The sequence below is a fragment of the Thioalkalivibrio sp. ALMg3 genome (genome assembly GCF_000381225.1).
GTDB classification, from domain to species: Bacteria; Pseudomonadota; Gammaproteobacteria; order Ectothiorhodospirales; family Ectothiorhodospiraceae; genus Thioalkalivibrio; species Thioalkalivibrio versutus.
In genome coordinates this window covers 64,321-86,869 of record NZ_KB906229.1, presented here as the reverse complement: position 1 = coordinate 86,869, position 22,549 = coordinate 64,321, and the positions used below count along the sequence as shown (strand labels likewise).

Annotated in this window: 19 protein-coding genes; 12 read left to right on the top strand and 7 right to left on the bottom strand. The window is 64.3% G+C overall.

The genetic code is table 11. The annotated features are described in order from the left end of the window. The 3 genes from F622_RS0110920 to F622_RS0110910 are packed head-to-tail and all read left to right on the top strand — an operon-like array spanning nucleotide 1 to nucleotide 3,843. Nucleotides 1–1,218, top strand: coding sequence for a TIGR04063 family PEP-CTERM/XrtA system glycosyltransferase (locus F622_RS0110920; protein WP_019571956.1), 1,218 nt, complete (start codon nucleotides 1–3; stop codon nucleotides 1,216–1,218). Continuing rightward, nucleotides 1,208–2,467 carry a glycosyltransferase gene (locus F622_RS0110915; protein WP_018650662.1) on the top strand — a complete coding sequence of 420 codons (1,260 nt, stop codon included), beginning with the start codon at nucleotides 1,208–1,210 and terminating at the stop codon, nucleotides 2,465–2,467. The genes F622_RS0110920 and F622_RS0110915 overlap by 11 nt, the downstream gene beginning before the upstream one ends. A gap of 2 nt (nucleotides 2,468–2,469) precedes the next feature. Next, nucleotides 2,470–3,843 (top strand): phenylacetate--CoA ligase family protein, encoded by a 1,374-nt coding sequence (locus F622_RS0110910; RefSeq protein WP_018650661.1) that lies wholly within the window; start codon nucleotides 2,470–2,472, stop codon nucleotides 3,841–3,843. Between the two features lie 234 nt (nucleotides 3,844–4,077). On the opposite strand, the gene F622_RS0110905 is transcribed toward F622_RS0110910, so the two are convergent. From F622_RS0110905 to F622_RS0110895, 3 genes are all read right to left on the bottom strand, one after another. Then, nucleotides 4,078–4,395, bottom strand: a complete 318-nt coding sequence (locus tag F622_RS0110905; RefSeq protein WP_018175554.1) for a HigA family addiction module antitoxin — start codon at nucleotides 4,393–4,395, stop codon at nucleotides 4,078–4,080. A 9-nt stretch (nucleotides 4,396–4,404) separates the two neighbouring features. After that, nucleotides 4,405–4,698: a type II toxin-antitoxin system RelE/ParE family toxin gene (locus tag F622_RS0110900; protein WP_018175555.1), complete on the bottom strand. Its 294-nt coding sequence runs from the start codon at nucleotides 4,696–4,698 to the stop codon at nucleotides 4,405–4,407. A gap of 277 nt (nucleotides 4,699–4,975) precedes the next feature. Next, nucleotides 4,976–6,805, bottom strand: a complete 1,830-nt coding sequence (locus F622_RS0110895) for an asparagine synthase (RefSeq protein ID WP_038096363.1) — start codon at nucleotides 6,803–6,805, stop codon at nucleotides 4,976–4,978. A gap of 331 nt (nucleotides 6,806–7,136) precedes the next feature. On the opposite strand from F622_RS0110895, the gene F622_RS0110885 reads away from it, so the two are divergent. From F622_RS0110885 to F622_RS0110865, 5 genes are all read left to right on the top strand, one after another. Beyond that, entirely contained in the window at nucleotides 7,137–7,388 is a 252-nt protein-coding gene (locus F622_RS0110885; protein ID WP_018169304.1) for a phosphopantetheine-binding protein, read from the top strand. 9 nt (nucleotides 7,389–7,397) lie between these two features. After that, entirely contained in the window at nucleotides 7,398–8,201 is an 804-nt protein-coding gene (locus F622_RS0110880; RefSeq protein WP_019571952.1) for a hydrolase 2, exosortase A system-associated, read from the top strand. Further along, nucleotides 8,198–9,085 carry a hydrolase 1, exosortase A system-associated gene (locus tag F622_RS0110875; protein WP_019571951.1) on the top strand — a complete coding sequence of 296 codons (888 nt, stop codon included), beginning with the start codon at nucleotides 8,198–8,200 and terminating at the stop codon, nucleotides 9,083–9,085. The genes F622_RS0110880 and F622_RS0110875 overlap by 4 nt, the downstream gene beginning before the upstream one ends. Then, nucleotides 9,085–10,104: a glycosyltransferase gene (locus F622_RS0110870; RefSeq protein WP_019571950.1), complete on the top strand. Its 1,020-nt coding sequence runs from the start codon at nucleotides 9,085–9,087 to the stop codon at nucleotides 10,102–10,104. Before F622_RS0110875 ends, F622_RS0110870 begins: the two co-directional genes overlap by 1 nt. An 80-nt stretch (nucleotides 10,105–10,184) precedes the next feature. After that, on the top strand, nucleotides 10,185–11,009 hold the full coding sequence (locus F622_RS0110865) for a GNAT family N-acetyltransferase (protein WP_019571949.1): 825 nt from the start codon (nucleotides 10,185–10,187) through the stop codon (nucleotides 11,007–11,009). Between the two features lie 43 nt (nucleotides 11,010–11,052). Here F622_RS0110865 and F622_RS0110860 read toward each other — a convergent pair whose 3' ends face one another. Continuing rightward, nucleotides 11,053–12,660, bottom strand: a complete 1,608-nt coding sequence (locus F622_RS0110860) for an amino acid adenylation domain-containing protein (RefSeq protein ID WP_019571948.1) — start codon at nucleotides 12,658–12,660, stop codon at nucleotides 11,053–11,055. A gap of 262 nt (nucleotides 12,661–12,922) precedes the next feature. Here F622_RS0110860 and F622_RS0110855 point away from each other — a divergent pair, with 262 nt between their 5' ends. The 3 genes from F622_RS0110855 (at nucleotide 12,923) to F622_RS14220 (ending at nucleotide 17,387) form a co-directional block, all read left to right on the top strand. Next, nucleotides 12,923–14,725 (top strand): ABC transporter ATP-binding protein, encoded by a 1,803-nt coding sequence (locus F622_RS0110855; RefSeq protein ID WP_018650651.1) that lies wholly within the window; start codon nucleotides 12,923–12,925, stop codon nucleotides 14,723–14,725. A 741-nt stretch (nucleotides 14,726–15,466) separates the two neighbouring features. Next, the gene (locus tag F622_RS0110850; protein ID WP_019571947.1) at nucleotides 15,467–16,378 is read left to right on the top strand and encodes a hypothetical protein; all 912 of its coding nucleotides are present in this window, start codon (nucleotides 15,467–15,469) and stop codon (nucleotides 16,376–16,378) included. A 4-nt stretch (nucleotides 16,379–16,382) separates the two neighbouring features. Then, nucleotides 16,383–17,387, top strand: a complete 1,005-nt coding sequence (locus F622_RS14220) for a hypothetical protein (protein WP_231365753.1) — start codon at nucleotides 16,383–16,385, stop codon at nucleotides 17,385–17,387. Between the two features lie 133 nt (nucleotides 17,388–17,520). On the opposite strand, the gene F622_RS0110840 is transcribed toward F622_RS14220, so the two are convergent. Both F622_RS0110840 and F622_RS13480 read right to left on the bottom strand, forming a co-directional pair. Next, the gene (locus tag F622_RS0110840; protein WP_019571945.1) at nucleotides 17,521–18,723 is read right to left on the bottom strand and encodes a hypothetical protein; all 1,203 of its coding nucleotides are present in this window, start codon (nucleotides 18,721–18,723) and stop codon (nucleotides 17,521–17,523) included. Then, entirely contained in the window at nucleotides 18,720–19,583 is an 864-nt protein-coding gene (locus tag F622_RS13480; protein WP_019571944.1) for a polysaccharide pyruvyl transferase family protein, read from the bottom strand. Before F622_RS13480 ends, F622_RS0110840 begins: the two co-directional genes overlap by 4 nt. A gap of 109 nt (nucleotides 19,584–19,692) precedes the next feature. On the opposite strand from F622_RS13480, the gene F622_RS0110830 reads away from it, so the two are divergent. Beyond that, nucleotides 19,693–20,703, top strand: coding sequence for a glycosyltransferase family 2 protein (locus F622_RS0110830; RefSeq protein WP_019571943.1), 1,011 nt, complete (start codon nucleotides 19,693–19,695; stop codon nucleotides 20,701–20,703). Nucleotides 20,704–20,717: 14 nt separating this feature from the next. Here the strand turns inward: F622_RS0110830 and F622_RS0110825 are convergent, their stop codons facing one another. After that, nucleotides 20,718–22,544, bottom strand: coding sequence for a hypothetical protein (locus tag F622_RS0110825; protein WP_019571942.1), 1,827 nt, complete (start codon nucleotides 22,542–22,544; stop codon nucleotides 20,718–20,720). Nucleotides 22,545–22,549: the final 5 nt, after the last annotated feature.

Genomic DNA, 22,549 nt, shown 5'->3' with positions numbered 1-22,549 from the left:
ATGAAGATCCTGCATGTCCTTGATCACTCCATCCCGCTGCACAGTGGGTATACCTTCCGCACGGCCGCCATCCTGCGCGAGCAGCACCGGCTCGGCTGGGAGACGTTTCACCTGACCAGCCCCAAGCAGGGTGCGGTGGATGCGGACGAGGAGGATGTCGACGGCCTGCACTTCTACCGCACGCGCTATCGCCCCGGGACGCTGCCGGGGCTGGGCGAATGGGGGCTGATGGGTGCCCTGACCCGGCGCCTGGAGGCCGTGGCCCGGGAGGTGCAACCGGATGTGCTGCATGCCCATTCCCCGGTTCTCAATGCCCTGCCGGCGCTGCGGGTCGGCCGGCGTCTCGGCATCCCCGTAGTCTACGAGGTGCGGGCCTTCTGGGAGGATGCCGCGGTGGATCACGGGACCAGCCGCGAACACGGGCTGCGCTACCGCATGACGCGCGGTTTCGAGTCGTACGTGTTCCGCCGGGTGGACCACGTGACGACCATCTGCGAAGGCCTGCGGCGGGACATCGTCGCCCGGGGCATCCCGCAGGACCGCGTCACCGTGATCCCGAATGCGGTGGATGCCGAGGCCTTCCGCCTGGGCGGGGCGCCGGACGCCGAACTCAAGGCGCAGCTCGGGCTGGCCAATGCCCGGGTGCTGGGTTTTATCGGCTCGTTCTATGCCTACGAGGGGCTGGACCTGCTGCTGGAGGCCTTTCCGCGCATCCGGGCGCAGGCCCCGGATGTCCGCATCCTGCTGGTGGGTGGCGGGCCGCAGGCGGAACGGCTGCAGCAGCAGGCCCGGCGCCTGGGCATCGCCGAGCAGGTCGTCTTTGCGGGCCGGGTGCCGCATGACCAGGTACAGCGCTACTACGACCTGGTGGATCTGCTGGTGTATCCACGGCACTCGATGCGGCTGACCGAGCTGGTGACCCCGCTCAAGCCGCTGGAGGCGATGGCCCAGGGGCGACTGCTGGTGGCCTCGGACGTCGGCGGACACCAGGAACTGATCCGGCACGGCGAAACCGGCTGGCTGTTCCCCGCCGACGACCCGGGGGCGCTGGCGGACACGGTGCTCGACACCCTGGCCCGCGAGCCCGAATGGGATGCGGTACGCGCCGCGGGGCGCCGCTTTGTCGAGCAGGAACGCACCTGGGCGAGGAGTGTTGCCCGATACCAGGCGATTTACGAACGTCTGCGGGGTGTCGTGGAGCCCGCCCATGCCCGGTGACCGGCGTCACGCTGGCCGGCGCCCGCGCCTGGTGGTGTTCACCCGCGTCTACCCCAACGCGGCGCAACCCAACCTGGGGCTGTTCGTGCGCGAACGCATGCGGCGGGTGGCCGAACACCTGGACCTGGTCGTCGTGGCGCCGGCCCCGTGGTTCCCCTTCCAGGGGCTGCTCGGGCGTCTCCGGCCGCACTCGCGCCCGCCGCTGCCGCGCTACGAGGAGCAGGACGGCATTGTGGTCTATCACCCGCGGTTCTTCTGTTTTCCGGGCGTGCTCAAGTGGACCGACGGGTTCTTCCTGGCGCTGGGCAGTTTCTGGCTGATGCGGCGGTTGCGGCGCGATTTCCGGTTTGATCTGATCGACGCCCACTTTGTCTATCCCGATGGCGTGGCTGCGCGCTGGCTGGCGCGCTGGTTGCGCTGCCCCTACACCATCACCCTGCGCGGCAGCCTCGTGCGTTTCGCCGGCAGCGCCCTGCATCGGCGCCAGATCAACCGGGCGATGAGCGCGGCGGCGCGGGTGTTCTCGGTGGCGGACTCGCTGCGGCAGGATGCGATCGCCTGGGGGCAGGCCCCCGGGCATGTGCAGGTCGTCGGCAACGGCGCGGACCTGCGGCGTTTCCATCCCGAGGACCGGGCCGGGGCCCGCCAGCGTCTGGGTCTGCCGCAGGAGGGCCGCTTCCTCGTGTCGGTGGGGGGGCTGACCGAGCGCAAGGGCTTTCACCGGGTGATCGCGACCCTCCCCGAATTGCTGCGCACGCAACCAGACCTGCACCTGGTCATTGCCGGCGGCGCGACCCCCGAGGGCAACAACGAGGCCGAGTTGCGCCAGCAGGTAAAGGGCCTGGGTCTGGATGGCCGGGTCTGGTTCCTGGGGCAGGTATCGCCGGAAGACCTGCGTTTCGTCTATTCGGCTGGCGACGTGTTCGTCCTGGCCACCCGGTTCGAAGGCTGGGCGAATGTCTTCCTCGAGGCGTCGGCCTGCGCCCTGCCGATCGTGACCACCCGGGTTGGAGGCAACGCCGAGGTGGTGAATTCCGATCAGGTCGGGATCGTGGTCCCGTACGGCGACCATGACGCGCTGCGCGACGCCCTGCTGGAGGCGCTCGAGCGCCAATGGGACCGCGAGGCCATCCTGGCCCATGCGCGGGCGAATGCCTGGGAGACGCGGATCCCGGAGCTGGTTGCAGCCTTCGAGCAGATCGCGGCCGCGGATACCGCGACGGCCCCCGGGACCGCGCGGTCCGGCTGAACATGGGGCTTTATACCCAATGGGTGGCGCGCGGCCTGTTCCCGCTGCAGGAGCGGCTCAAGGGTCACCCCACGGTGGCGTGGCACAAGGCCCTGGAGGCCACTCAGTGGTGGACGCCGGAGGCCCTGCAGAGCCTGCAGCAGCAGCGGCTGCAGGGGCTTCTGGAACGTGTCGCGCGGCAGGTGCCGTTCTACCGGGAATGGTTTGCGCAACAGGCCTGGTCGCCTGCGGCGTTCTCCGGCATCGCGGACCTTCAGCGCCTCCCGGTCGTCGACAAGGCGCTGATCCGCGAACAGGGCGCGGCCTGGCGCGCGGAGGGCGCGAGGAACCTCGAAGAGCAGCACACCAGCGGGTCGTCCGGCGAGCCTCTGAGGTTCTGGCTGGGCGCGGATCGCATCGGGATGGATATCGCCGCAAAGTGGCGGGCAACCCGCTGGTGGGGCGTGGACGTGGGCGACCGCGAACTGGTCCTGTGGGGATCCGCCGTCGAGAACGAGGCCCAGAACGGCATGCGTGCCTGGCGCGATCGCCTGTTCCGTTCGTACCTGGTGCCGGCCCGCGACCTGAATCCGGCGCGGCTCGACAGCATCATCGAGCAGATCCGCCAGCGGCGTCCGCGCATGCTGTTCGGGTATCCGTCGGCATTGTCCCGCGTGGCATGGCGGGCGCGCGAGCGAGGGCAGCGGCTGGATGATCTCGGGATTCGTGTCGCCTTCACAACCTCCGAGGTGTTGCGCCCGGAGTGGCGCGCGGTGATCGGCGAGGTGATGGGCTGTGGGGTCGCCAACGAATACGGCGCGCGCGACGCTGGGTTCATCGCCCGCGAATGTCCGGCGGGGGGCATGCACATCACGGCCGAGGCCCTGATCGTCGAGATCCTGGATGCGGAGGATCGACCGGTGCCGCCCGGCGCGACCGGAAACATCGTCATCACCAACCTGGTGGGCCCGGAATTCCCGTTCATCCGCTATCGCACCGGGGATCGGGGTGCCCTGGACCCGCGTCCCTGCCCCTGCGGGCGCGGCCTGCCGCTGCTGCGCGACATCGACGGCCGTGCCAACGACGGCCTGATCGCGACGGACGGTTCCTGGATCCACGGCAGCCGCTTCAACTACCTGATGCGCGATCTGCCCGGGCTGCGCGCCTACAAGGTCATCCAGCACGACCGACACCACGTCGAGGTGCTGCTGAGCCTGGTCGCCGCATTGCCGGCGGCCGCCGAGGAGCGCCTGCGCCGTGCATTGGTCGACGCGCTGGGGCAGGCGGTCCAGGTGGATGTGCGGGCGGTGGATGCCATCCCTCCGGAGCCCAACGGCAAGCACCGTCACGTCGTCTGCCGCGTTCCCGATACCGATCAGCCAGCCCGGAACGCCTGAGTACTCACCACGAAGCGCACGAAGATACGAAGAAGGGCTAGTTAACAGGAAGCGGGGAAAACGGGAAGATTCGTGACGGTGGCGCTGGGACGTGCCGGGCGATCATAATAGCCCCCAGTGCGGCGCGTGCAGGTGAACCGACCGGGAAGCCGGTGTCTCGTGCGTGGGCGTGGTTGGAGGCCGAGATGCGTTTCGCTGCGCTCAACACATCCTACCCGCTACTGGGAACCCGGCTCAGGCAGTTTGTTTCCACGAACGGAATTCCCGGATCTGTTTCAGGTCCGCCTGTTCCGATTGCTCCGCCTTGAACAAATCCCAGCGCACCTGAAGGTTCAACCAGAAATCGGGCGACATGCCGAAAAAGCGTGCTAGACGCAGCGACGTGCTTGGCGTAATGCCGCGCTTCTGGTTCACGAGCTCGTTGATGCGCTGATACGGAACATGGAGCGCGTCCGCCAACTGGCGCTGGGAGATATGCATCGGCTCCAGGAACTCTTTCGCCAGCATTTCACCGGGGTGGGTCGGCTGTCGGTGGGTAGGGATGCGGACCATGATTGTGCCTCAGTGGTAATCCGTGATTTCGACCTGGTCGGGCCCGGAGTCTGTCCAGGCGAAGCAGATCCGATATTGCTCGTTGATTCGAATGCTGTATTGGCCTTTTCGCTCTCCCGCCAGGGCCTCCAGCCGGTTACCCGGCGGGACTCTCAGCTCCTCAACGTTCATGGCCGAATCCAGCAATTCCAGCTTTCTTGCGGCAACCCGCCATACAGATTGTGGGCAGACCTTGCGAGCAGCCTTCGACGAAAGCCCGTTGAAGATATCCTCAGTGCCTCGATCCTTGAAGCATACAATCATGGAAACACGGTATCACGGGTTCCATGCTATTCCAAAACCTGAAAAGGGCGGGGCGAAGGGCGCGTGGGTGTCACGGCCTGGAGATCCCGGCTCTCCGCTTCGCTGCGGCCGGGATGACGATGGTGGTGTGCTGCGGCCCGGATGACGGGGATATGGAAACCGTTGCAGTCGGGACTGCCCCAAGCGGTCGATCGCGGGCCATTTCGTCCAGAGCATTCGCGCGTTTCCCGCCTTCCTGTGACCCGCCCTTGCGTCGTGTCTTCGTGCGCTTCTTGGTTCATGCCAGGCGGGCGGCGGGGTGCGATTCGAGCCAGAGGTCGAGCATCATCAGGATCCAGACGAAGTCGCCGTAATAGGCTGCGTGGCCCTCGCGGTGCAGGCGGATCAGCTCGTCGATGAAGTCGTCGCGGAGGAAATTGCGGCCCTTCAGTCGCAGCAGGCTGTCGTATGCCAGCTCCCGCAGCGGCGCGTGCTCCTGCATCCAGACGCCGAACGGCAGGCCGAAGCCGTGTTTTTTCTTGTCGATGATGGCGTCGGGCAGGAAACCGGTAAACGCCTCCTTGTAGAAGTGGCGCAGCCGGCCGTTGCGCAGCTTCAGGTCCGATGGTACGCGGCAGGAGAACTCGACCAGATCGTCGTCCAGCATCGGGAAGGCGACATCGACGCCGGCCAGCTGGCACATCCCGGTTACCTTGCGCAGGTCGTTGTCGGCCAGGGTTTGCTGCCAGTCCAGGTACATCATGCGGTTGAGGGACGAGGCCGATTGCGGCTGCGCGTAGATCCCGCGCATCAACTCCCAGGGGGCCTCGCGGTCCACCGCCGCGAGAAACTCCGGTGCGAACATCGTCTCCGGCGCCAGGCGGTGGAGGTAGTTGTAGGTCTGCAGTCGATCCGGCAGCGGGATGCGCGCCTGTTCCACGTAGCTGCGGGCCTTGCCGGCCAGCGGCAGGCCGCGCGGCAGGCGGGTGAACAGCGGATCCAGCAGGTGGTGGCGTAGCGGCGCGGGGATCCGGCCCCAGTGTTCGAATACGCCCTGCTTGGCGTAGCGCGCATTCCCCGCGAACAGCTCGTCGCCGCCATCCCCGGCCAGTAGCCGGGTGATGCCGGCGTCGGCCGCCATGCGGGCGCAGAAATAGGCCGGCAGGGCCGACGAATTACCGAAGGGCTCGTCGTAGCTTCCGGCGATCCGGGGCACGGCGTCGACCACGTCCTCCGGCGTCACGTAGTACTCGTGCGCCTGGGTCCCGAAGTGCCGCGAGGCGATGCGCGCGTACTCCATCTCGTCGTATCCGGGCGCATCAAAGCCGATGCTGAAGCTGTCGGCCCCGGGGTGCATGCCGGCGAGCATCCCGGCCACCGTCGAGCTGTCCAGGCCGCCGCTCAGAAAGGCGCCGGGGCGGGGGGTGTCCGCACGTCGTTCCACCGCTGCTTGCGCGTGTTCGTGCAGGGCATGTTCCAGGGCCTCGGGCGTGGCCGCGCTGTCTTCCTCGAAGCGCGGGCGCCAGTAGCGGGACACCTCGGCCCGGTCGCCGTTGTGGGTCAGGCGGTGGGCGCCCGGCAGTTTCTCCAGCCCGGAGAACAGGCTGACCGGGGCCGGAAGCATGTGGAAGAAACAGTAGTGGTAGAGCCCCTCGCGGGTCACCTCGGTGGCAACCGCCGGGTGTGCGGCCACGCATCCGGCACTGGTGCCGAAGGCCACGCCGCCATCCAGGTGCGCAAAGTGAAGCGGTGTCTGGCCCAGGCGGTCGATGCCGGCCACCAGGCGGCCGTGCCCGGAATCCACGATGGCCAGTGCATAGTCGCCGCCAACCTGCTCGAAGAGGCCGATGCCGTGCTGCCGCCAGGCCTCCAGCAGGGCTTGCGCCGGGTCGTGCTCTCGCGCCCGTCGGGCCAGGGCAGGGTCCCGCCATTGCGGATGGCCGGTGATGGCGGCAATGACGTCGGCCTCCTGCGCGATCCAGCCGCCCCGGACCCGGCAGCCGCCCAGGCGGTTCGTGCATTGGGCGTCAGGCGCCCCGGAGAGCCCCGGGAGCGCCTGTCCCTGGGCCTCAAGGGCGCCGGCCGGTGATGCGGCATTCACCGCGAACCATCCACAAAGTCCCGCCATCCGTCCGCCTGTTGCCTGGTCGGGCCAGGGAAACGTTGATTGATGTATGCGTTCGCGCTCGAGTCGTTGTTGCTTGCTGACAAGGCGCGGGATGCGCGGGGCGAGGCCGCGCGCACTGCTCGCGAGCACGAATCCGTGCCGTGCTGGACCTCATTCTACGTGCGGGTCCGGGTGCGCGCGGTGGTCCGAGGCCCAGGGGCTTAACGAGCCGATCACGCAGGGGGCGCCGTCTGCCGGCGCCGATCTGGACAGCCCGTGCAGATGCGGTAACCTGCCGGACAATCCCGCATCCCGGCCGGGCAGGGATACCCGACCTTCAGGAACCCGTCATATGTCGACCCTCGATCACACCAAGAACCTGCTGGACAGTGCCCTGAGTCTGAACGGGAGAGCGCAGCACTTCGATCGCAAGACCACGCTGTTGGGTGGCGTACCGGAGCTGGACTCGATGGCGGTCGTTTCGCTGATCACCTCGATCGAGAGCCATTTCGACATCGTGATCGATGATGACGATGTCAGCGCCGAGACCTTCGAGACGCTCGGCACTCTGGTCGATTTCATCGACTCCAAGCTCGACAGCTAGGCGCGCGGCATGGAAGCCGGGTTCCTGGAGGGCAAGGCCGGGCCGGTATTCCATGTGCTCCATCTGCCGGATGGTCCCTCCATCCGGGGTGCTGTGCTGTTTGTCCCGCCCCTGGCCGAGGAGCTCAACAAGGCTCGCCGTATGGTGAATCTGCAAGCGCGCCGCCTGGCGCAGGCGGGCTACGCCGTGTTGATCCCGGACCTCTACGGGTGCGGCGACAGCGGCGGTGACTTTGGCGACGCGGACTGGGATCTCTGGCTGGACGACCTCGCACGCTGCAGCGAACACCTCGAGACGCGTTGCCCGGCGCCGTTCATGGTCTGGGGAGTGCGGGCGGGTTGCCTGCTCGCGGGTGACTTCCTGGCTACACGTGCGCAACCGGCGACGGCCGCGATCTTCTGGGCCCCGGTCCCGAATGGCGAACAGCACCTGACCCAGTTCCTACGCCTGCGCATGGCCGCCGGGCTGATGGGTGGGCAGAAGGAAGGTACCGCCCAGCTGCGGGCACAGCTGGATGCGGGAGAGCCGCTGGAAGTCGCCGGGTATACCCTGGCGCCCGGGCTGGCCGCGCGCCTGGCGGCGGCCCGTCTGCAGCGGCCGCACGCGGAGGCGATCGAATGGTTCGAGGTGGCCGCGCAGGACACCGCACCGCTGCCGCCGGCGAGCGAACGTCTGATCGAGCGCTGGCGAGAGGAGGGCGCCGCGGTCACCGCGACGGTCGTTGCTGGCGATGCCTTCTGGTCCACCCAGGACATCGTCGAGGTGCCGCAATTGCTGGAGGCGACCATGCAACGCCTGGAGGCTCTCCCATGAGCGAGCGCGCCGTCGTCTTCCATGTGGGGGAGGACGAACTCCTGGGGATCCTGCATCCCGGCGCGGAGGGCGCCCGGCGTGGCGTGCTGATCGCCGTGGGTGGGCCGCAGTACCGGGTAGGCAGCCACCGCCAGTTCCTGCTCCTGGCCCGACACCTCGCGGCGCAGGGGATACCCGTTTTCCGCTTCGATTTCCGCGGCATGGGCGATTCTTCCGGTGCCCAGCGAACGTTCCACGACGTGCACGACGACCTGCATGCGGCCGTCGATACCTTTGCAGGCGAGGTGCCGGGGATGCACGAGGTGACCCTGTGGGGCCTGTGTGGCGCGGCCTCTGCGGCGTTGTTCTATGCCTGGCGCGACCCCCGTGTGACTGGCCTGGTGCTGGTCAACCCCTGGGCCCGCACCGAGGAAGGGCTGGCTCGGGCCTACCTGAAGACCTACTACCTCCAGCGCCTGTTCTCGCGCGATTTCTGGTCCGGGGCCCTCAAGGGGCGTTTTAACCCCTGGGTGTCCCTGCGCTCCCTGGGGCGCATGGTCGGCACTGCGGTTGGTTCCGGTTCCGGTGGGGCTTCCGGCGAGCCCGACAACACAAGCCCGGATCGCATCGACAAAGGCCCCCTGCCGGACCGGATGGCCGAGGGCTGGCGGCGCTTCCAGGGACCCGTCCTGGTGATCCTGAGCGGCGATGACCTGACCGCGGCCGAGTTTCGCGATGTGGCGACGAACGCGCCGGAATGGAGTGGATTGCTGCAGGAGCCGCGCGTGACCCTGCGCGAACTGCCCGGTGCCAACCACACCTTTTCTCGCCGCGTGTGGCGCGACCAGGTGGCGCTGTGGACGCATGACTGGCTACAGACATTGCCGGAACGAGGGCGGGAGTGATGTCGTCCGTGGAGCAAGCCCGGACGAGCAGCAGGGCCCCGGCCGCGCCGGAGGGTCGTGATCGCAAGCCCCTGGTGTCGGTGATCATGCCGGCCTACAACACGGCCGCATATATTGCCGAGTCCGTCGACAGTGTTCTGGATCAGGACTACCCGAGCATCGAGCTGATCGTGGTAGACGACGGCTCGACCGACGGGACGCTCGACATCCTGCGCGGATATGGTGACCGCCTGACACTGCTGACCCAGCAGAACCAGGGGGCGGCCGTGGCCCGCAATGCCGGCGTCGCGAGGGCGGGCGGTGACTACGTCGCCTTTATCGATTCCGACGATGTCTGGTTGCCGGGAAAGGTCGCGGCTCAGGTGGACTACATGGACCAGCATCCCGGGATCGGGATGACCTTTACCGCCTGGGCCACATGGAAGCCCGATCCGTCCGGCACGTTCCTGAAACCCGATGCGGCCAAGGGTGCGTACCCGATGAACCCTGACGGCAAACCGCTCGTGGACCGTGGGTCCGGGTGGCTTTACAACCGTCTGCTCTTCGGCTCGCTGCCTCACACCATCACGGTGATGATGCGACGCGACCTGGTGGAACGTGTCGGACAGTTCGACCCTGATCTCAAAAGGGGGCAGGACTACGATTACTGGTTGCGGGCGTCGCGCTTGACCGAGATCCACCAACTGAACCTCGTGACGGCTCTCTACCGGCTTCATGGCGAGGGCTGCATCACCAAGTACCCCGACACGAATTACGAATTCGAGGTCGTCCGCAAGGCGCTCGGCCGCTGGGGTCGGGTTGGCCCGGGTGGAGAGCAGACGTCACGCGGCGCGATTCGCAGGCGCCTTGCCGAGACCTGCTTCAGTTTCGGCTATCACCATTACTGGGAGGGGGATCCGAGGCTGGCGGCACGATCGTTCCTGCAGTCGACGCTTCGGGACCCCTGGTCCGTGTCCACCTGGGCCTACCTGGTCCTGAGTGCCGGGAAGAGTGTGGCAGGGAGACGCAAGGCGCGGTGAGGCATTGGGCCGGGCCCGGCATCGTCCGGGCTGATTGGGGGCCCTCGGCAAGACCCAAGCCGGAGACAGAAGGAGGTTCCATGACTGAAGATCCATCTTCCGCCCAGGCCGAGCGGGTCGAGGCCGAGGCCTACGAGAGCATGATGCAGCTGGCCGAAAGCGCGGGCATCCCGGGCTTTCGAGCGGTCCGCAGCGGGACGCATGTTGCCCTGATCGCCCCGGGCCTGAAGAAGATGCTGGTCTTTAACCGGGTGCTGGGACTGGGCGTTTCAGGCCCGGCAACCGAGGCCCATATTGATGAACTAGCGGCCCTGTACGCCGAGCATGACCTTCCCTGGGCAATCGAGCTCAGCCCTCATGCCCGCCCGGAGTCTGTTCTCCAATGGCTACGCGATCGCAGGATTCGCCGGGGTGCGGCATCTGCGGTCCTGATGCGGGCCAGCAGCGACGTCCCCGAGGGGAAGAGCGATCTCGAGATCCGCCCCTGGCGGCCAGAAGACGAAGATGCCGGCGCCGCGCTGGCGGTCGATGCGTTCTCCGTGCCGCAGGAGGCAAAGGCCCTTCTGGCGGAATTGCCGCGATCACCCAAATGGCGTCAGTGGCTGGCGCTCGACGATGGAACGGTGGTGGCAACCGGCCTGTTGTATCTCGGGGACGGGGTGGCCTGGGCCGGGTGGGAAGCAACCCGCCCGGACTACCGTGGACGTGGCCTGCATGGGGCGCTCATCTCCGCTTGCCTCAGGGACGCGTCGCTGCATGGGTGTACGTCGGTGATCACGGATACCGCCGTGGGGACACCGGACAGGCCTGACCCGTCCTATCAAAACCACCTCCGCAAGGGGTTCGAGGTATTGCATCTCCGGCATACGTACCTGGCTGTGCCTGGAGTGGTCGCGCCGGCGTAGCCTGGAAACAGACGTTGGCCAGAGGCTCGGCGCAGCCTCGTGGTTACGGGGTCGCCGTCTCTTCCAGGGTCGAGATCAGTGCCTTTCGGTCGGCCTTGCCATTGGCGTTGAGCGGCAGGTTGTCCAGCGAGTGGATGGCCCGGGGCACCATCACCGTGGGCAGTCGCTGGCGGAGTCGGTCGCGGATGGCCGATTCGTCCATATCTTCCGCGACCACGAAGGCCACGATCCCCGAGGCGCCGCTTTCCGTTCGTGGCCATCCAACGGCCACTGCCTGGTCCGTGCCGGCGGCCTCGCGCAGTGCGGCCTCCACCTCGCCGAGCTCGATCCGCACCCCGCCAATCTTGATCTGGTGATCCAGGCGCCCGAGAAAGATGAGCGGTTCGCCCGCGGCCGGCCGGCGCACCAGGTCCCCCGTGCGGTAGTGCACGCGCCCATCGTCCAGGTGCACAAAGGCCTGCGCCGTGCGTTCGGGGTCCTTCCAGTAGCCGGGCGTCACCTGTGGGCCGCTGATCAGCAGTTCGCCCTCGGCCCCGACCGGCACCTCCCGCAGGGCCTCGTCCGCCACGCGCAGCCCGACCTGGTTGCCCGGATAGCCGATCGGGACCATGCCGTGCTCGCATTCCGCCGGCGAGCGCTCCCCGTCCCAGCGGTAGTAGCAGGCATCCACCGTGCATTCGGTGGGCCCGTAGGCATTGTCGACAATGGCATTGGGGGCGGCGGCCGCCATCGCCTCGGCCAGCTCCGCTGACAGGGCCTCCCCGCCAAAGCGGCACAGGCGCAGATCCGGGAACCGTCCGGGCGCCCAGCCGTTGCGGCGATTCATCCCGTGCCCGGCCGAGGGGGTGATGTCGATTACCGTGAGGGCCTTGTCCGCGATGTAGCGGTTGGGGTTGAACCACTCCTTGGCGGAGGGGCAACACAGGCAGGCGCCAAAGGCCCACGACACGTACAGGTCGAACATCGAGGAATCGAAGGTGATGTCGTAGAACTGCGAAAAGCGGTCCGTCTCGCTAATGCCGAACTCGCGGTAGCGCTCCTGCGACATCTCCACAAAACGGGCTGCGTTGCGCTGGAGCACCCCCACACCCTTGGGCTTGCCCGTGCTGCCGGAGGTGAAGAACAGGCAGGCCAGAGCATCCGGGGATACGGTCGCTGGCGCCCAATCCGCGGGCCGATGGGAATCGCCGGCCACCCGGAAGTCGTGTCGGGGCCAGCGCGTTTGCAGGTCCTCCAGTCGCTGCGTATCGGGTAGCAGGATCAGGAGCGGCCGGGAGAATGCCTGCAGGAGTTCATCGAGCCGCTCAAGACCCTGGGTATCCACCAGTAACGCTGACAGATCGGCCTGTTCGGCCATGGCCACCGTACGTTCCGTGGGAAACCCCGGGTTCAGCGGAACCAGAGCTTGGCCGGCCATCAGGGTGCCCAGAATCCCGCGGTACATCGCGAGCGAGCGCTGGGCCAGTACACCGACCCGCCCGGGCCCGGGCGGGCTCTGCTGTAGCGTGTGCGCAATGTCCGCGCCGGCCGCGAACAGCTCCTCGTAGCTCAGGACGCGACCCTCGACATCCAGGGCGGGGCGTTCCGGGAAGCGTTCGGCGGAGCGCAGGAAGCCGGTCAGTAAACCCTTCGTTATCCTGGCGTTTGGCATGGATGCAGTCCTCGCTCTCCTCGGGAACCCTTTACTGCTGCGGCTCTCGGGGGTTTTGGGGTCGGCCCGGACTGGCGGCCCATCTGGCCAGTCGTACCCAGGCACGTCCACGGTGCCTTCAGCGCAGCATCCGCGAACGCCCCATCTCGTACAATCCAGACGAGAAGCCGGCCGCCAGGCCTGGCTAACGGCCGCCTGATGGCGGTTGTCTACGGGGCCGCGATAAGGCCCCTCGTGCGAAGGATCCCGGTTCGGCGAAACCATGCTGCAAACTCTGCACAAGCTGAATGCCCTGCTCGACCCCCGCGATCGCGGCAAGGTCGTCTTGCTGCTGATCCTGATGATTGCCACGGCGTTCATGCAGACCGCCGGCATCGCCTCGGTCATGCCGTTTCTGGCGGTACTCTCCGATCCGGGCATGGTCCACGACAACGAGATGCTGCGCTTTGCCTACGAATGGCTTGGCTTCGAATCGACCAGCCGCTTCCTGTACTTCCTGGGTCTTGCGGCCTTTGTTCTGTTCATGACCGGTACCGCGCTCCAGGCATTCAACCAGTGGGCCATCACGCGGTTCACCCACATGCAGCAGTACGAGCTCTCCCGGCGCCTGATGGGGGACTACCTCAGCCGTCCGTTCACCTTCTTCCTTAATCGAAACTCCGGTGATCTGGCGAAAACGGTACTGCAGGAAACCACCCAGGCGATCAATGGCGCGCTGATGCCCGCGCTGAAGCTCGCGAGCCAGCTGTTACTCGCGGCCTTCATCATCGCACTTCTGGTTGTGGTGCAGCCCTGGCTGGCCTTGATCGCTGCGGCTGGCCTCGGTGGCATCTATGCGGTCATTTATGTGGCGTCGCGGACGTGGCTGAACCGCATCGGTCTGGACCGCGTGGAGGCCAATCGCGAGCGTTTCACGGCCGCGGCCGAGGCCTTTGCCGGTGCCAAGGAGATCCGTCTTTTGGGGCGGGAGCGTGATTACCTGGAGCGGTACCGGAAGCCATCCAAGCGGTTTGCGAGTCACCAGGCGAATGCGGTCCTGCTGCAGAGCCTCCCGCAATACGCGATCGAGGCGATTGCATTCGGCGGGGTTCTCGTCCTGGTGCTCTATCTGATGGCGGGGGACGGTGGGCTGGCTCAGGCCTTGCCCCTGATCGGCCTGTACGCGCTGGCCGGACGCCAGTTGATCCCGGCGTTTCAGAAGATCTTCCAGCAGGTCGCCTCGCTGCGTTTCAATGCGGCCGCGGTCGACAGTGTTCTTCGGGACCTTGGCCAGTTCTCTGACAGTACGCCTCCCATTTCGCGCAATGATCGACTCGCTCCGCTGGCTCCGACTCGGTCCATCAAGGTGCAAGGTCTCACCTATCGGTATCCCGAACACGAGCACCCTGCTCTGAAAGACATCTCTCTGGAGATTCGCGCCAGAACCACGGTCGGATTCGTGGGCTCGTCCGGTGCCGGAAAGAGCACCCTGGTCGATGTGTTGCTGGGCCTGTTGGAACCCGAGCAGGGCACTATCCTGATCGATGGCGAACCCCTGACACGAGCCAATATCCGTCGCTGGCAGGCAGCCCTGGGCTACGTCCCGCAACACATCTTTCTCGCCGACCAGAGTGTGGCCGCGAATATCGCCCTGGGTGTTCCCGAAGAACAGATCGACCAGGCGGCGGTCGAGAAAGCGGCTCGCCTCGCCAACCTGCACGATTTTGTAACCCAGGAATTGCCTCACGGGTACGCCACCGTCATCGGCGAACGCGGTACACGACTCTCCGGCGGGCAACGTCAAAGGATCGGCATTGCCAGGGCCCTGTACCGTGATCCCGATGTGCTTTTCTTCGACGAAGCGACGAGCGCCCTGGATAACGCCACCGAGCGCGCCGTGATGGATGCGATTCAGAACCTCTCCGGCAACAAGACCATCCTCTTGGTCGCCCATCGCCTGACCACGGTGCGTAATTGCGACACGATTTACCTGTTGGACAAGGGGGCGGTCTCGGCCGAAGGCGCATGGGACTGTCTGAATTCGCAAAGCAAGGAATTCCAGAAACTGGCATCGGGGTTGGCCTGATGGTTCCCTGAGGCTTGTAGAGCGGCATCTGGGGAAACACCGACTGAGAATCCTTCCTTCCTTCCTTCCTTCCTGCCTGGCATGGCTACCCGCCGATCTGGTGCCAGGCGGCGTTTCCCTTTTGGGCCGCATTGAATCCCCGGTAACAGCCGAAAATGGCGAAAACAGGGATTAAAACAGGCCGTAATGGCCTCAATCTCCTTCTACTAACGCTTCGGCGGAGCGCGAACTCGAGTGCGGAAGCGTGAACCAGCGCCTCCCTGAGGGCTGCATTACTGCGAGGTCCAGATCGAACACCGCTCGATTCGATTGACCGGGGTAGAAACCGCTGGGTGTTTTGCGCCGGAGGCATAAACCAACCGAGTGTAGGTTATGTGCGCTTTCGCACTGACTGGGGTCTGCAAACTCCGCACCATCTAGACCATCGGCCTAAGGCCCTTGGTCTAGATGGTGAACGGGATGCTCGTTTTGATCGCCACACCCTCGCACCTCCAGAGGTAACCATGGTGGTGCGCCGTTCCGAGGGCCAGGTCAAATGGCATCTTGCGCAAACATCCGATTTGGTTAGCGTCTCCCCGGGGCTTCGAATGATGCTCAACCTGCGTTCAGAAGCTTTCACCTCTTCCCTGGATGGCTTGTCGTTATCCCGCATTCGGGAAAGCGTTTGCGCTAGGCAACCTAGATACCTTTGGTGGATTACTCTCTATGCCGGCCACCTGACCTATCAGGGGGAGCCAGCCATTGTCTAGAGCAGCAGTCGAGGATGCCAAAGAGGCAGAGGAAGAAGCGCTCCGTCCCTTTTATGTTGGGAAGGGGAGCTGGCATTGGATCTCTGGCGAGCAGGCGGAGCAGGCACAGGCTCTCGCCTCCGGAAAATGGGCGGATGCCCTGACCGGAATTGATCTCCCCTGGCTCTGCTGGAATGTCCAGAGTGACTGGTGTTTGGTCCAGCAGAGGATGGTGGCATCTGCGGGCTGGACTCCGATTGTCGGATTCGACCCCCGGATCGGGCCGCCACCACTAATCGAGGGTGCCCGGTTGGTCGATTTCAACGAGGGCCTCGATCTGCCCGCCATGTCGATGATGTTCCCAATCGAGTTCGCCTGGCTCTTTGCCCCTCGTCTCGCTTTCTGGCACTCCGATCTGTTGGTCCGCGAGCCTCTGTTTCGTCGTCTGTCCGATCGCTTCAAGGCCCTCCGGGACGGCCAGACAGCAGCGGTAGACATGAGGCTTGGATGGCTGCGCAGACTCAGAGGCCACTACGGTCGTTACTGGGAGCTAATCGGTTGTACAACCAGGCAAGCCAGTCTGGATCAGTTCAACGCGGGCTGTGGGTGGTGGCGGCATCCAATGGCCCACCCCAACGCACCAACGGGTCCGCAAGCGACCAGTCGCAAAAAATACATGAAGGACCATGGCGTGGGCATCCTTATGTGGGACGAACAGGCGGGCGGCGATGTCGTTGCGATCAACCCCGGGCCCTTGCATGAAGGGCATTGCACCCGAATCGGGAACCCGCATTATCGGAAAACTTCGCCGACGGATGCTCGACGCGACCTGAGCAAGGACCTCCCTTCCAACTACGATTTGCGGGAAGTCTGCGCGCAGCTCGGGCTTTCGCACTTTCTTGGTCCCTCGGGCAGCAGTGACTGAACCCATGCCCGCCGCAACTGGTCATCGTTACCCCCTGCATTTCCTGGCTCCTGCAGCCGTTCGCGAGTTCATCGATTCGTTCGCCGGTGTGCCCCTTGATGACTGTCCCGGTCTTTTCCACACCAGCAGCTGGGCCTGGATTGGTCAGACGGCGTTAGAACTCCGCAATTCTGGGCTGGACGTCAGCACGGGCGAGGACTTTCACCCTGGTGCGATCAACTTCGGCCTCGCGGCGGATATCCGGCGGCGCCCTGTGAGCCCCGAGATTTTCAAGGTCAGCCTTGATGCCGATCAACTGCGCCCTCGATGGGCGAACCTTTCGATTGTCCAGAATCAGCGGCAAACATCCCGTCGTGCATTCTGGGTCCCCCACTGGCCCCAGCCAGGCCTGGTCAGGCGCGATGCTTCCAGAACCGACTTTCGCACCGTTGGTTTCTTCGGGCTTGAACGTAACCTTTGTCGCGACCGAGAGTGGTGGGAGCGTATTTGTGCGCTGTACGGAATGGAATTCCGTTTGAAGGCGGCCCCCGAGTGGACTGACTATCACGATATCGATGTGGCCGTGGGTGTGCGTGATTTTTCCTGCAAGAAACACGACGAGAAACCGCCAACGAAGATGTTTAATGCGTGGTTAGCCGGCGCCGTTTTTCTTGGTGGTTGTGACTCGGCCTATACTCAAGTGGGAACAGACCGACGGGACTTCTTGCGGTGCGCTAATGAGCAGGACCTAATGCGATACTTAGGTCGCCTGCAGAAACAGCCGGAATGGGGATCCAATATTGTCCGCACTGCGGCTGGGTCGGTCTCGCGCACCGGGTCCCGAACGAGTACCGTCAAACGGTGGATCGAATTGATCGAGCGCGAGGTTGGGCCCCGGTTTGAAGCCTGGCAGGGGGGCAGCGATATCACCCGGCGGTTTTCCTCCGGCTCGGGCCGCTTTCAAGATTGGACTATCAGGGTTCGAAACTCCGCTTGGCGGGCTGCAAAGGCCCGCGTAGGCAGGCGATAGCGACGCAGCGCCCCGCCTGCTTTGTTGAGCGGTCCAGGTGTTCCAGATCCTCCGAACTCCGGCGTTGAGACAGGCAGCCGGTGGCCTCGCTGGGCTTTCCCCTTCGTGCGATGCGCCATTGTATGGGCCTTGCCTACATCCGATTCCCACGGGGTGCCCCCATTGCTTTGCGAACGGCGCGCCGTAGTTGGCGGATTTTGTATCGCATTTCTGGAATCCTGGACCCGGCTATGATCCGTGCCTTATAGGGGGGGCGAAACTGGTACGTCTCCATCGCCTCTTGTAGCTCCTTATCGTATGTCCGTCGACCTCGAAGTGTTTCGGACATGTATCGAATCCTGTTCTCTTGGTAGATGCGGAGGTCGAATGCATCAGCGAACCTTTCCAGATTCCCGGTGATTTCTAGGCAAAGGAGTGTCCTCAGGCATTTCTCGCAGCGCGAGCAGTTTTCCCCTCGCTCATTGGTTACGCATACGTCCAGTCCCCTTTGAGCGGTTCGGTTCTCAGCCAGGGCCACTGTCTTCTCAACCCGGGTCAACTCGCCACCTACCGGAATCACTTCGATGGATTCCGTTCCCAGCAGAGGTAGCAAGACCGGGTCCGCGTGCCCGATCGAGCGTGTCCTCCCAACAAACGTAGACCCATACGGGTAGGCCGAGGAATACAAAAATCGTTGGGTTTTATCCTGAAAGAGAAGCGCCGCAGCGCCGTTTCGGACGGAGTGGGTCTGCATGAAGTCAATGTCTTCGGACGCCTTTCTAAAGAAGGCGTCCATGTTGGAATCAACCGGCACCAGTTCTAATCCCTCTTCGGAGGCTTTGCGTTTAAGGGTCTCGTATCGCTTGATAAAGTCCGTTAGATTCGATCGTCTTTGCGACCCGACGTTGTTGTAGGTCAGAAAAGAGAGGGAAAACCCTTCGGGCGCATGATCAGGATGGTATTGAGTTAGCGTGCAGAAAGAGTCGACCCCGGAAGAAAAGCCTGTAGCAACCAGGGCCTCTCCGGGGTGAGAGCTGCGTCGTACCGCGTCTGCTTTCACCGCTATGGGTTGGAGATGGGGCGCGATGGCGAGGAGGATCGTCTGAATTGGCCCGTTTAGGTTTCGGAGGAGCCTCTCGGAAATGGTCGTGGAGAACTGTATGTCTTCTCCTAAAGCCATGGCGGGGATAACGAGGGCCAGTGCGGCCGGGTCCGATTTAGCGGAGATCAATTTTGCGTAACGGCTAAACGTACGGAAGTATAGGGAAGTGGGCATTTGTGGGTGGTGAACCGGGGCTTCGAAGATGGTCCAGTCACCTTCTTCTCGTGTTTCCGTTTGGTCGACGTAGATGGTCATGTAGCTGTACCGTTTTGTTGGCTACCTGTCTTGGCGTGTGGTCTGGAGTTGAATGCGTCGATCTTGCTCTCTATCTGTGCAATACGATCCTGAAGGATTCGTTCTCCACCTAGTCGGAAAGGGCCTTTCTGCGAGAGCTTGCGGAGCTTTCTGGCGAAGGTATAAGCCTTAATCCGGGCAAGCACAATGCCATGGGGTGACCGGTGGGCGTGCGACCATATTGTCGGAAGCTTGTGGAATTGGAGTTCAGTCTCAATGCTTGCTGACCAGTCATGCCACTTGCTCAGTAACATTTGTCGGTTCGTAATTACGGGTAGCCAGGGAACACGGAGTGCTTCGGCGGTGATCGCGCCGTGCATGGCGGAGCAGATGACCTTGCGGGACCGGCCGATCTGATCGATTACGCTGTCGCAAGGGGCTTCCGGATGAATGAAATGAACGCCGGCCTGCTCGCAAAGCTGGCGCATTCGTTCGGAGAAAAGGGCGTGATGTGGCATAAAGGCGCAGTCGATATCCTTTTTTCGGTTGAGGTCTTCGGTGCGGTGGAGGAGGATGCCGGGATCAGAGATGGCGAGTTTCGGGTCCAGGTTGAGGGAGGCGGCGGTCAAGGGGCCCCGTACGAAGTGGACCGTCCAGCGCGCGATGGCTTCTGCAGGGACCGTTCCATAACCGAGGCCGCTGCCGAAGATGTGGAGAGTGCCCGAGGTGGGCAGGCGTTCGTTGAGCAAGGTGCCAATGCCGACAAATACCTCGTCGGATCCTGGCTCAGTCTCCAGTGGCGTATTGATGAAACGTGGCCAGAGGTAGTCGTTAAGGGCGTCCCCAAAGTTGGGGTGTTTACGATAGCTGTAGAGATACATCTCTGGCTCCAGCACAATCGGGTGGAATGCTACCCGGATGTTGGGTTTGTATGAAATGGCGGTGAGCGCCACGTGCTAGCCGCTTGATCCCCATGATGGAGGAGTCGCCTTGTCCGAGGGTCCTTTGAAGATCGCCGTGGTCATCCCGTATTTTCAGCGAGAGCGCGGTCTTTTGCGCCGTTGTGTCCAATCGGTGCTCGATTGGCGCGCTGGACTTTCGATATGCGTGATTGTGGTTGACGATGGTTCGCCCTTGCCGGCTGACGAAGAGATCGGGGACCTCCTGGATGATGGAGAGATCGTGATCGTCCGCAAGGAAAATGGTGGGCCTGGTGCGGCAAGAAACACCGGTCTGGATCATGTGCCTCGCGACATACCGTTCGTGGCATTTCTCGATTCGGATGACCAGTGGATTGGGCCGTTTCTGGGAGATGCGGTTCGCGCGCTCGGCCGGGGCTTCGACCTGTTCATTGGCGATACGCAACGAACAGGCATTTCGAGGACGCGGTTCCAGTGGGCGGATTCCCCGGAAGACAATATTCACCCGGAGGACCATCCACTGATCGATCCGGAGCACGGACTTTACGAGTTTGCTGGTGACTTTTTCGATCTCCTGGTACGTCGGAGCAGCATCATTAGTGCGAATGCCATGGCATATCGGCTGGATCGATTTTCCAGGAACCGGTTTCCAGAGGGTCTGATGCAGGGCGAGGATCGGTTCTTCAAGCTGCAACTGGGGCAATCGTTGCGACGCGTAGCATTTTCGCCCCGTATTTATGCCGACGAAGGCGAGGGCGTGAATATCTTCGACAAGTCGGGCTGGAAGACGGAAGGCTATGTTCGCCTGACATCCAACTACATCGCGCTCGCGCGCATGGTTCTTGAAGAGATTCGGCTGGATGAGAAGCAGCGGGCATTTGTGCGGGGACAGCTGGCGGACTCGCGGCGTTCTTTCGTCGCGGCCGTCTTGCACCAGCTGAGGCACCGTAAACCCCTGGACTGGTCTTTGGTGAGGGCGACGCTGCGTCGAGATCCGCTGGGGGCTGGCCTGTTCTTGCCGAACATTCTGCGCCTGGCCCTCGGACGCCTTGGACAAAAGGGTGGACGGCCAACGGCGTAAGCGATGTTGCGCGGCTAGCATGGCGCGTCCCGGTGCCGACTGGGCCATTCGAGTGTCAGTTCGGACATGTAAGTGCCTTTCAGGATGCTTTCGGGGCTCTGGCAAAACCCCATGCCACTAGCAATGGCGGAGGGCAAGGGCGTCTCGTGCCAGTCGCCGGATGAGCAATCGCGCTGGGCTCCGTTCACGGCTTGTCTGAACCCGCGATTCACCCGTTGCGTGTCGGTGACAGCGTGTCCGCCTGGGTTCAGGAGGGTGAGACCCTGTCGACCGCCGTATTCGAGGTTCAGCCGTTGCACGATGCAAGGCTTCTTCAGGGAAATGATCAGGGTGACAGTGCCGACGACGTCCCGGTATGGCGCTCTCCGCAGGGCGGCGCGCCGGCCTAGCGCGCCATCCAGCAACCGCCAGTCGACTGCTGCCAGGGTTCGGGCCGGGAGGCTTGTGTCGGCAAGGCGAAGCAAAGGGCGCGGGTGTCCCGAGAGCGTTACTCGCAAGCGTTCTTCCGAAGCTTCGCTTTCGCACTGTTCGAAGTCGGTGAGTCCGAACAGGCGGTCGTCGATCAGGAACACGGGCGTCCAGCCCGCCAGGGCGGGAGCGTCCAGCAGGGCTTTTACGGGTATTCGGGCAGGCGCAGGACACAGCACGTTCCCTTGCCAGGTCACGTGCAATGGCACGCCACCGGCATAGCGCAGCTCCACGGTGTCGCGGCTGAAGGCTTGTGGAGGCTGCCCGTGCGTAGCGACCAGGGCAAGGGTGGCAGACGGTGTCCCGGCCCGGAGAAGCTCGGTCCCCATGTGGGCTGGCTGTGCGGCCTCGAGCGCATCGAGGTGGACGGCATGCTTGCGATCAGGGCGGTTCGTGCGACAGCGCGCCCATGCGACTATGGCCGCGGCCCAGGCGTTGTAGACCGACAGATGCATGTAGGGGTCCCAGCCTGTGCCCGAAATGGCGGTATCGGCGGGGTTCAGTGCCAGGAAGCCATCGGGTCGAATCTGGTCGGACCAGCGCCCAAGAAGGCCGCTCAATATCCGTCCGGATGCGGTGTCCTGGTGTGCGTCAGTTGCGGCCCCGAGCAGTAGCAGGCTCGCTACCAGACAGGCATCGCCAAAGAGCGCATGGCTGCTCCGGCCGAGGCCGCCAGCGTGGCCGTGGCCGTCCCACACGTAGAGGCTCCATCGCAGCAGGCGCTCGATGGTGAGCCGCCATGCTTCCGGTTCGCCAAGCTCCGCGGCCATGACCGCCACGAATAACGCTTTGTGATGATAGGCCGCGGGTGTGGCCCCGCGTGCCGGTGTGCCGGGGCGGGCCGGGTAATCAACGAAGGCGCCTGAAGGGGTTGTCCAGCGGTCAAGGAGTCCGCGCAGGCGCGCATGCGCCCGGGGTTCGGCCTTGCCGTTGGCCTCCTGCAGTTCGCACAGCCGGGCCAGCAAGGTCCAATTGTTGGATGGGTAGCGGCGCGCCAACTTGCAGCCTTGAGCCAATGTCCGGCTGTGCGCCACTTCGCTTGCCCGTGCCCCGGATCGCTCGAGGTGCTCCGCGAGCAGGTTCAGCAGGAAGCGGTTGAACGGGGCGTGCCCGGTCTGTTGCGCGGGCAGGGTCTCCCATGCCTCCAGGGGGCGCCGCCATGTCTGCGAGTCGGGCCCATCCAGGATTGCAAGCGCGAGAGCGGCACCGGTTTGGCCGTAGTGATCTGCGGGTGTAGGGGCTTCATCGACTGGATCGTGCAAGCCACAGCCGGGCCGGATGTGTGTGCGTAATGCAGCGGCGAGCGTGTCGAGACAAAGGTCCAACCCGGGTACTACCGGGTTGGAGGGAGGGATGATCGGTATGGCCCCCATCAGGT

Excerpts from the sequence above, each read along its gene's own strand:
- F622_RS0110920 (WP_019571956.1), top strand. The coding sequence starts at position 1 with ATGAAGATCCTGCATGTCCTTGATCACTCCATCCCGCTGCACAGTGGG.
- F622_RS0110915 (WP_018650662.1), top strand. The coding sequence starts at position 1,208 with ATGCCCGGTGACCGGCGTCACGCTGGCCGGCGCCCGCGCCTGGTGGTG.
- F622_RS0110910 (WP_018650661.1), top strand. The coding sequence starts at position 2,470 with ATGGGGCTTTATACCCAATGGGTGGCGCGCGGCCTGTTCCCGCTGCAG.
- F622_RS0110905 (WP_018175554.1), bottom strand. The coding sequence starts at position 4,395 with ATGGTCCGCATCCCTACCCACCGACAGCCGACCCACCCCGGTGAAATG.
- F622_RS0110900 (WP_018175555.1), bottom strand. The coding sequence starts at position 4,698 with ATGATTGTATGCTTCAAGGATCGAGGCACTGAGGATATCTTCAACGGG.
- F622_RS0110895 (WP_038096363.1), bottom strand. The coding sequence starts at position 6,805 with ATGGCGGGACTTTGTGGATGGTTCGCGGTGAATGCCGCATCACCGGCC.
- F622_RS0110885 (WP_018169304.1), top strand. The coding sequence starts at position 7,137 with ATGTCGACCCTCGATCACACCAAGAACCTGCTGGACAGTGCCCTGAGT.
- F622_RS0110880 (WP_019571952.1), top strand. The coding sequence starts at position 7,398 with ATGGAAGCCGGGTTCCTGGAGGGCAAGGCCGGGCCGGTATTCCATGTG.
- F622_RS0110875 (WP_019571951.1), top strand. The coding sequence starts at position 8,198 with ATGAGCGAGCGCGCCGTCGTCTTCCATGTGGGGGAGGACGAACTCCTG.
- F622_RS0110870 (WP_019571950.1), top strand. The coding sequence starts at position 9,085 with ATGTCGTCCGTGGAGCAAGCCCGGACGAGCAGCAGGGCCCCGGCCGCG.
- F622_RS0110865 (WP_019571949.1), top strand. The coding sequence starts at position 10,185 with ATGACTGAAGATCCATCTTCCGCCCAGGCCGAGCGGGTCGAGGCCGAG.
- F622_RS0110860 (WP_019571948.1), bottom strand. The coding sequence starts at position 12,660 with ATGCCAAACGCCAGGATAACGAAGGGTTTACTGACCGGCTTCCTGCGC.
- F622_RS0110855 (WP_018650651.1), top strand. The coding sequence starts at position 12,923 with ATGCTGCAAACTCTGCACAAGCTGAATGCCCTGCTCGACCCCCGCGAT.
- F622_RS14220 (WP_231365753.1), top strand. The coding sequence starts at position 16,383 with ATGCCCGCCGCAACTGGTCATCGTTACCCCCTGCATTTCCTGGCTCCT.
- F622_RS0110840 (WP_019571945.1), bottom strand. The coding sequence starts at position 18,723 with ATGACCATCTACGTCGACCAAACGGAAACACGAGAAGAAGGTGACTGG.
- F622_RS13480 (WP_019571944.1), bottom strand. The coding sequence starts at position 19,583 with ATGTATCTCTACAGCTATCGTAAACACCCCAACTTTGGGGACGCCCTT.
- F622_RS0110825 (WP_019571942.1), bottom strand. The coding sequence starts at position 22,544 with ATGGGGGCCATACCGATCATCCCTCCCTCCAACCCGGTAGTACCCGGG.